Raw genomic sequence first — 6981 nt, forward strand, 5'->3', positions numbered from 1 at the left:
CATGATAATTTGATTATGAAGGTACTAATTCGGAGTGTCCACTTTCTAGTCTAACTCATTATCACCATTATATTTGAGGAAGCGGGTCTTTTTATTTCGAAAACGTATCCGTGCCTAACCACCCTTAAACCACATTTTCGTGGTCGATTGACTGAATGCAGAATCTCGCCCTCAGCGTAATAGGTACGTAAGAAAGACCCGCCTTCAGCTTACGCGATGGCGGGTTCATTTAATTCCCTATGATTTCTTTCAAATCAACAGTCGAGGTTTTGGAAACTCGATAAATAAAGTGAGTGTCCTCCGACCGCATCACGGTAGCGTACTCACTCCACTCGTCTAGCCACAAATGGTACGTTTCTGTCGAACCGTCCGTATAAGTGAATCGTATGTCATATTTTGGCTCCGCTATGTCGACAATACCGGGTTGCTTCTCCGCTTCATGTACCGCACGCTCAATCCGTCCCGCCGTCGTACCGGGGTGTCCGCCTTCATATGTCACGAATGGATCCTCATTAAAGCTCCCGAATCCTCGCGAATCGCTAATCTCTACCGTAATGCCTCTGTCCGTTCCACTCTGCGAACCGTTGCACCCGATTAGCATAGCCAACAGAATGATACAGACGATAATCCCATACACTCTCATGTCGTCCCCCCTTGTGAAGTTAACGTTATAATCGTCAATAAAGTTTAATTGGTAAAAAAAGGTAATAGCGAAATGATAGCATGTATCAATTTATTATTTAGGTACTGCCATAGAAAGTTAGGAACTGACCATGACAATGCGTTCGTAAGAGATGTGTTTGCCGGTTTGAATCTGGGAAACCTAAAGCGGATTTTGGCAGGAAAATGATCAACCAGCCAAAAAAACCGCTGCAACGAAGATAAGCTGAAGTATGGATCGGGGGAGCATCTTTGGAACGGGACGCCCGCCGATCGTTAACTTTTCCCGGGCCGCTCGTACGTTTGCAGGAAACATGGCAATGAACAGCATTACTAAGCAAATGGATGCAATGCTGGAAGTAGCAGGGATCAGAATGCCAATAGCTCCGGCTATTTCTAACAATCCCGTTACCGTAATGATCCAATCGGGCTTTGGAAATACCAGTGGTACCATTCGAATCAGGTCAGGGCGTCTGCTCCCCCAATGAGCGGATGCGGTAATGAGCAGCATGACAGCCACTGCTCCTTGCAAGGGCGAGTGCCACCCTTCGAAATACGACAGGCCTATCAGACCAAGCGTCTTGAATAGTAGAAATGCGGCAATAAGTGCATAAAAGGGTACCATCTGGATCTCTCCTTTCGTCCTAGAAACCTTTCGTTACCATGAGGTACAAAATGACGATCGGCAATAGCGTAGCGACAATGCCAAAGATCGCCCATGAACGGGAAGCATTACGATACTCAATGGAGATAATGCCGGTTTTGACACTTTGTGCACTACACTTTATCATCTTGAACTGAAGCGGGATCAGAATTGTGGCCCAGATGATCCCGGTAATGGCGAACAAAATCAACGAAAACGTAAGCCAATTCAATCCCGATACCGACAAACCAGCTTGTGCGGCCATCGCACCGCCCGAGATGACGATCAGGACAATTCCAGGGAGCGTGAACACATAATCAGCAAGCATTACATTTTTGGCTGCACTATGAATTTCAACCGGGTTATTCGTCAGATCGGCCCGAATTTTCCAAAAGGCTGCCGTAATAATATTGCCGATGCTGATTAGGATTCCAATAAGGTGGAGTGTTAACCAGATACTCATATGGATTGAGCCTCCTCTTCTACGCCATTTTTCGGGCTTTTAAAATATCAATAATAAATGATGAGAAATCTTGAGCCGTAAAAGCGGCTGATATATTCGGAATCGAAGAACGAATGCGCAAACCGAATGTAAGAAGTACAAACATTTCGGCTGTTTTCCCGGCATCGATAGTCTCCGGAATAGCGCCATGTTGTTGGCCTGTCTTAATCCACTGCTTGGATAAAGCTACCGACCGCTCATAATACTGCTTAAGAGCATCCGCGATGATTGGTTCTTCTTCTTTTCCCAGCAAATACATCAGCACCTTGTTCGTGACATCCGCATTTTCATATGCCGCGATACTCTCTGATATCTTCAGCATAGGCTCGTCGAAAGAGCGGCGGCCTTGCTCCACTTCGTTCATGAAATGCTTGTTTGTGTCTTCAAGCCTCTCCTGCAATACCCTGACGAAAATCTCGTCTTTACTCTTCACGTAATGAAATATCGCCCCCTTGGATAGCCCCGATTTGTCCATGATGTCCTTCATCGTGATCGATTGGCATCCTTTTTCTTGAATAAGCTGTTTGGTTGTGTCAAGCAGAAGGCTAATTGTTTGTTGTCTGCGTTCCTCTTGTTTCAAAGCCGTCCCTCCAAGTGTTGTATTTGCATATGTCACATTATAAAATACCGACCATCGGTTTGTAAATGGGGGGGCGGATTCTCCGCGCGCAGGGAGCGAAGCGGGTGAGTACGCCATCTAGCAGGAAATTGTTGGTTGAATATAGAAGGTATGCTCCTAAGTACGTCATATGAAGCTGCACTGGCAAACTGCCAATGCGCTTATGCATCATTGATTCATTCACTTAAGGATTAGGAGGATTGGTAAACACAATGCAAATCCCTCAGCTTGCTTATGATGGAGGATCGATTGACACAATTTGGGATAATCATGAGTTATCGATCGAATGGTTTGAAAAATATTTAGGGCTGGTGCCCAGTGTGAGAGCCGATAAGGAACACTTTCGATTCGACTCAAACAGTCAAAGCGAAATGATGACCTTTTATACTGACATGTTTAATTTACATTCGATTATCACATCAAAACGACTTGTTCATCTCTTTGCGGAGCGAGGCGTTGACCCCCATATTCGATGGTGTTTTTTTACTAAACATTTGGAGAAGGAACATACCTATCTAAGGCAAAATAATATACGAATTTCAGAAATTTACGATGGTCCAAACAATCGACGATACTTCGATTTTTGGGCGACTGCTGAAGGAAGCAGACTTACTGCTGTTGAAGCATCTGAGCTCTCCGATGCTTCTCCGAGGTACACTGACGGTTTTATTCGGATTGGCGTATCCGATCTGGACGCATCGGTCCGCTGGTACCAGAAGTTATTGGGTTTTAGTTATGCTAACGAGCAGACAGACGGGGATTGGGTTGAAATGACTACGCTGTGTGTAGAAAACGTCAATGGTCAGAGAGTTACGCCGATTAGTAAAAAGTATTCCGTTTTCTTAGAAAAGCTAATTGCAGTAAACGTCAACGGTCGTATTGACGGGCCTGCAAGACCTTATTTTCTAATCGAAGACAAGGAACAATTCGAACAATATCATCGAACTCTATGTGACAACGGCGTAATTGTTTCTCCAATAACGGAGGGGTTTGGGACTTTTCATTTTTACGACCCCGATGGAAATCGATTAAACGTTTGGCATTACTGATCAAACGGATAATTCTATAACAAACGCGCGGGCTACCAATAAGTTATACGGCAGTTCTCGATGCTAACGGGGAGTGTTTCATCTTGGCTATGAATTCAAATCTCCAGCAACTATTTAAAGAACCAATCCAACAGATTATGTATCTTGATCCAGGCTATTCTGGCCATGCGAGCGACGTATGGCTAATTAAGACTGCCTTAGAGGAATACGTCGTCCGTTCTTCAAGATGGAATGAACCGCCGAGTCGTGAGTTTTGGTGGGGGTGTTTGGAACTTTTCGGTATTGACCCAAGACAAATGCGATACTTCGAAGCTAATACAGCTATACTCAGTTCAAAAGGGATTCCGGTACCGCGAATTCATAAGCATGCGATTATTGAGGGCAGAGAATATCTCGTAGTCGATAAAATGAACGGTAAGTCATTCGACTCGTTTATGGGACAATCCGACTCACTTCTACATCAGTTTGGCGTTTGGCTGGCTCAAGTTCATTCGCAGCGGTTTGACTACTTCGGAAACCTTGCCAAAACACAAATCGAGCGACTGGACTCATTCCATATTCGTCTCTCACAAACCATGCAGCGGCTCGTCGAACGAGATTATGCAAACGATAGCCAAATCAAAGCGAAACTCGGCGCCATGCTTCAAGATCTTAAGGCTTTGCCTGTGCCGGATTATTTCTGCCCAGTGTTTATTGATATGGATCCGTCACAGTTCTTAATTCAAGATGAAATGCTTTCGGCAGTCGTTGATGTTGAAGCCTATGTTGTAGGTCCTCGCGAGTTTGATTTTATAGGATTGGAATATTTGTTGGATGAGATATCGGTCGTATCTTTCCTCAAGGGTTATTCCTCAATCCTTAATCCGCCTGATTTATCGAAATATCGCACTGTTTACCGATATTTCTACCGACTGTTAGGAGTGCAAGGATCCGTTGATCTGCAACGATGGCTGGAACAAAGAATCCTGTTATAAGGAACGATTAGCTTGGTTATGTGCCTTTTGAAGCGTGGGAAACAAATTCCGATTATACATTACTTCATAGATTGGAAGCGAATATGACGGATATTTCGTTATCGGAGAGATGAATACATTAACCTCTTTTCCCGGAAGGTTACAGTTCGTCGCGCGAGGGATTGATGCAAGCGATCTTCAAGGGAATGTTGTTAATGTATTTGGCAGTTTGATCAGGGAATCACAAGAGGAAATTGGAATCGATTTGACCGACTTGAATCTGGTTTCTAGAGTGAAGCCGAAATATATCGTAGATTGGGGTCCTATTGCATTACGATTTCCTTCCCAAAGTTCTAGAAAGCCTTGTTTACGACTTTAGAGTAAACAATAGATCAATTAACGGAGCGGCTTATGAGTTATAGGGGTATCATCTTATTTTTAATTCTCTTGGGGGTAGTCGGCGCCTTGGTATATTCGCCCGTGTATACGTCGGACGATCCGTTGTTCGAGGTCTATGGGATCATGTGCTACGTGTTGGGCGGTGCGATTGCCTTGCTCATCATCATGGTGGTCGCCGTACGGAAGGCTGAGGAAGCGGGAGCGAGACTGCTTCTCGTTGCAGGGAGCCTGATCCTTTTGGCCGCGCCTCCCGTTACCGATTGGGGACAAGCGCGATGGGAGGAGTTCGTTCGGGACCACCAGGAGGTAACGGCGAACATGCTGCTCCGCGTTCATTACAAAGAACCGGACGGATTTATCCCGCCGATGCGTAATGTACAGGTAGACGTGAAGGACGGACATGTGCATCTGGAAATGGAGTTCGATCCCGTCGCCGACGCCGGTCAAACGGAATCGGAGGAGGACTTTCAGGACAGTCTTCTGGCATGGCTCAGCGGGCAAATGTACAGCTTAAGCGATTATGTGAAGCTATCGGCATTGTCGGTTCGTGTAACGTATAACGATCAAGTATATGTGTTTGAGGAGCTCCCTCTAAAGGACAGCAAAGGGAAAGCACTGAGAGAATCGAGTGAGTTTGAATCCAACCATTCGATTCTGATGAGAAACATGAAAGTGCTCCCGCAAGCGGGAATTTAGGATTTGGGATTAGCAATCCATAAGAAACAACCCTGCCTGAAATGTCCTATAATATAGTTACTGCAGATATCCCTCATGAACAAAGGAGAACTAAAAATGAGAAAACTCGTTCTATTTCTGCACGCATCGCTTGACGGTTTTGTAGAAGGGCCGAACGGTGAAATGGACATTGGCTGGGTTTCCTACGATGCTGATTTGGAGAAACACGCGAAAGAAATTCTGAGTACTGCCGACACTGTCATTTGGGGACGTGGGACTTATCAGATGATGTACAGTTACTGGCCATCTGTGCCTTCGAACCCATCAGCTTCGCAGCATGAACGGAATCATGCCGAGTGGATCGAAAAGACAGCCAAAATCGTTTTTTCCACGACGCTGGAGAAAGTCGAATGGAACAATTCCAGACTGGTGAAAGAAGATGTCGAGGAAGAGATCAAGAACCTCAAACAGCAGCCAGGCAAGGATATGGTCATCCTCGGCAGTCCTAGGTTCGCACACTACCTCATGCAGCTTGATTTAATAGATGAGTATAAAATTACGGTTTCACCCGTCCTGATCGGCAGCGGGTTGCCGTTATTCCAAGGTCTCAAGGAAAAAATCAATCTTAAATTAATCGAAAACAAGACCTTTGATTCTGGAGCCATAGGTCTCATTTACCAGACGGTAAGATGACCTTGTCACCTGAAGGTGATTACGCTAACAGCTATTTTTTTTAATGAAAATGACTCATATTTGGGCTTTGTATGAAGCCGATAAACGCATCTTAGGTTTTAGTCCGCATATTTTAAAGTACGAGTTCGTGAGATTGGCAACCAAACATCGGAGAAGTGACATTGGACTCGCTGAAGGAATATTTATCCAAGCAGTCGGAACGGTTAAAGCCCAGCAGCTTGGGCCATCGTATACGGTTTATTCGGTCCCTGTTTCGGTTTTCATTTGAAGAAGGACAAATTGCGGAAAATCCTACAACTAAGCTCAGAGAATTAACGTTTATCCTTATCGTTTTCGCCGGAACGACGGCGGTAACTATATAGGTAAGTGGTACTACTAGGGGAAAGGGTCCCGCTGAACTAAAGGGGCAGGATAGTTAAATAGTATGGTGAATACCCCTAAAATAATTTAATGAACTGAGATGGTGGGATTTGTATAAGTTTAAACCATATCCTTTTGAGTATTATTGGATTTTTTTTAGTTATTCTTACAATATTGGTTAATATCGCTTTTAGGTTGCAAACAGAAGAAGGCATATTAATGCTCTTGTCAGGTTTTAATGCAATTTTTTTATTCTTTACTTTGCTGTGGGGATTCATGGGAATTATCGAACTAATTTCATTAATTAAAAAAGCAAATTGGATGAAAACCGAATATAAAAAAGGAAAAATTAGCAGTGGAATATTTCGTAGAGGAAAAAATCGGATGACGTACAATTGTTTGTGTAACAAAATTTGGAGCCTTAACAG

The 6981-nt window shown here is 44.2% G+C and carries 9 protein-coding genes; 5 read left to right on the forward strand and 4 right to left on the reverse strand.

The genetic code is table 11. From position 1 onward, the window contains the following. Nucleotides 1–229: 229 nt before the first annotated feature. The 4 genes from PT964_RS26040 to PT964_RS26055 all read right to left on the reverse strand — a co-directional run bounded on the left by PT964_RS26040 (nt 230) and on the right by PT964_RS26055 (nt 2385). Nucleotides 230–643 (reverse strand): YhfM domain-containing protein, encoded by a 414-nt coding sequence (locus tag PT964_RS26040; RefSeq protein ID WP_274366277.1) that lies wholly within the window; start codon nt 641–643, stop codon nt 230–232. Nucleotides 644–850: 207 nt separating this feature from the next. Continuing rightward, nucleotides 851–1285 (reverse strand): DoxX family protein, encoded by a 435-nt coding sequence (locus PT964_RS26045; RefSeq protein ID WP_274366278.1) that lies wholly within the window; start codon nt 1283–1285, stop codon nt 851–853. A 19-nt stretch (nt 1286–1304) separates the two neighbouring features. Next, the gene (locus PT964_RS26050; RefSeq protein ID WP_274366279.1) at nt 1305–1766 is read right to left on the reverse strand and encodes a DUF2269 family protein; all 462 of its coding nucleotides are present in this window, start codon (nt 1764–1766) and stop codon (nt 1305–1307) included. 19 nt (nt 1767–1785) lie between these two features. Continuing rightward, a complete protein-coding gene (locus tag PT964_RS26055) occupies nt 1786–2385 on the reverse strand; it encodes a TetR/AcrR family transcriptional regulator (protein ID WP_274366280.1) in 600 nt (199 codons plus the stop codon). 251 nt (nt 2386–2636) lie between these two features. Between PT964_RS26055 and PT964_RS26060 the strand changes: the two genes are divergently transcribed. From PT964_RS26060 to PT964_RS26080, 5 genes are all read left to right on the forward strand, one after another. Continuing rightward, the gene (locus PT964_RS26060) at nt 2637–3473 is read left to right on the forward strand and encodes a VOC family protein (protein ID WP_274366281.1); all 837 of its coding nucleotides are present in this window, start codon (nt 2637–2639) and stop codon (nt 3471–3473) included. 89 nt (nt 3474–3562) lie between these two features. After that, nucleotides 3563–4447, forward strand: coding sequence for a phosphotransferase (locus tag PT964_RS26065; protein ID WP_274366285.1), 885 nt, complete (start codon nt 3563–3565; stop codon nt 4445–4447). 390 nt (nt 4448–4837) lie between these two features. After that, entirely contained in the window at nt 4838–5521 is a 684-nt protein-coding gene (locus PT964_RS26070) for a hypothetical protein (RefSeq protein WP_274366282.1), read from the forward strand. Nucleotides 5522–5617: 96 nt separating this feature from the next. Continuing rightward, nucleotides 5618–6193 (forward strand): dihydrofolate reductase family protein, encoded by a 576-nt coding sequence (locus PT964_RS26075; protein WP_274366283.1) that lies wholly within the window; start codon nt 5618–5620, stop codon nt 6191–6193. Nucleotides 6194–6772: 579 nt separating this feature from the next. Beyond that, nucleotides 6773–6981, forward strand: a 209-nt coding sequence (locus PT964_RS26080) for a hypothetical protein (RefSeq protein WP_274366284.1), incomplete at its 3' end; no start/stop codon positions are given.

The organism is Paenibacillus thermotolerans, assembly GCF_028745515.1.
Classification (GTDB): Bacteria; Bacillota; Bacilli; order Paenibacillales; family YIM-B00363; genus Paenibacillus_AE; species Paenibacillus_AE thermotolerans.

Coding starts and splice junctions, on each gene's coding strand:
- PT964_RS26040 (WP_274366277.1), bottom strand. CDS start 643: ATGAGAGTGTATGGGATTATCGTCTGTATCATTCTGTTGGCTATGCTA.
- PT964_RS26045 (WP_274366278.1), bottom strand. CDS start 1,285: ATGGTACCCTTTTATGCACTTATTGCCGCATTTCTACTATTCAAGACG.
- PT964_RS26050 (WP_274366279.1), bottom strand. CDS start 1,766: ATGAGTATCTGGTTAACACTCCACCTTATTGGAATCCTAATCAGCATC.
- PT964_RS26060 (WP_274366281.1), top strand. CDS start 2,637: ATGCAAATCCCTCAGCTTGCTTATGATGGAGGATCGATTGACACAATT.
- PT964_RS26065 (WP_274366285.1), top strand. CDS start 3,563: ATGAATTCAAATCTCCAGCAACTATTTAAAGAACCAATCCAACAGATT.
- PT964_RS26070 (WP_274366282.1), top strand. CDS start 4,838: ATGAGTTATAGGGGTATCATCTTATTTTTAATTCTCTTGGGGGTAGTC.
- PT964_RS26075 (WP_274366283.1), top strand. CDS start 5,618: ATGAGAAAACTCGTTCTATTTCTGCACGCATCGCTTGACGGTTTTGTA.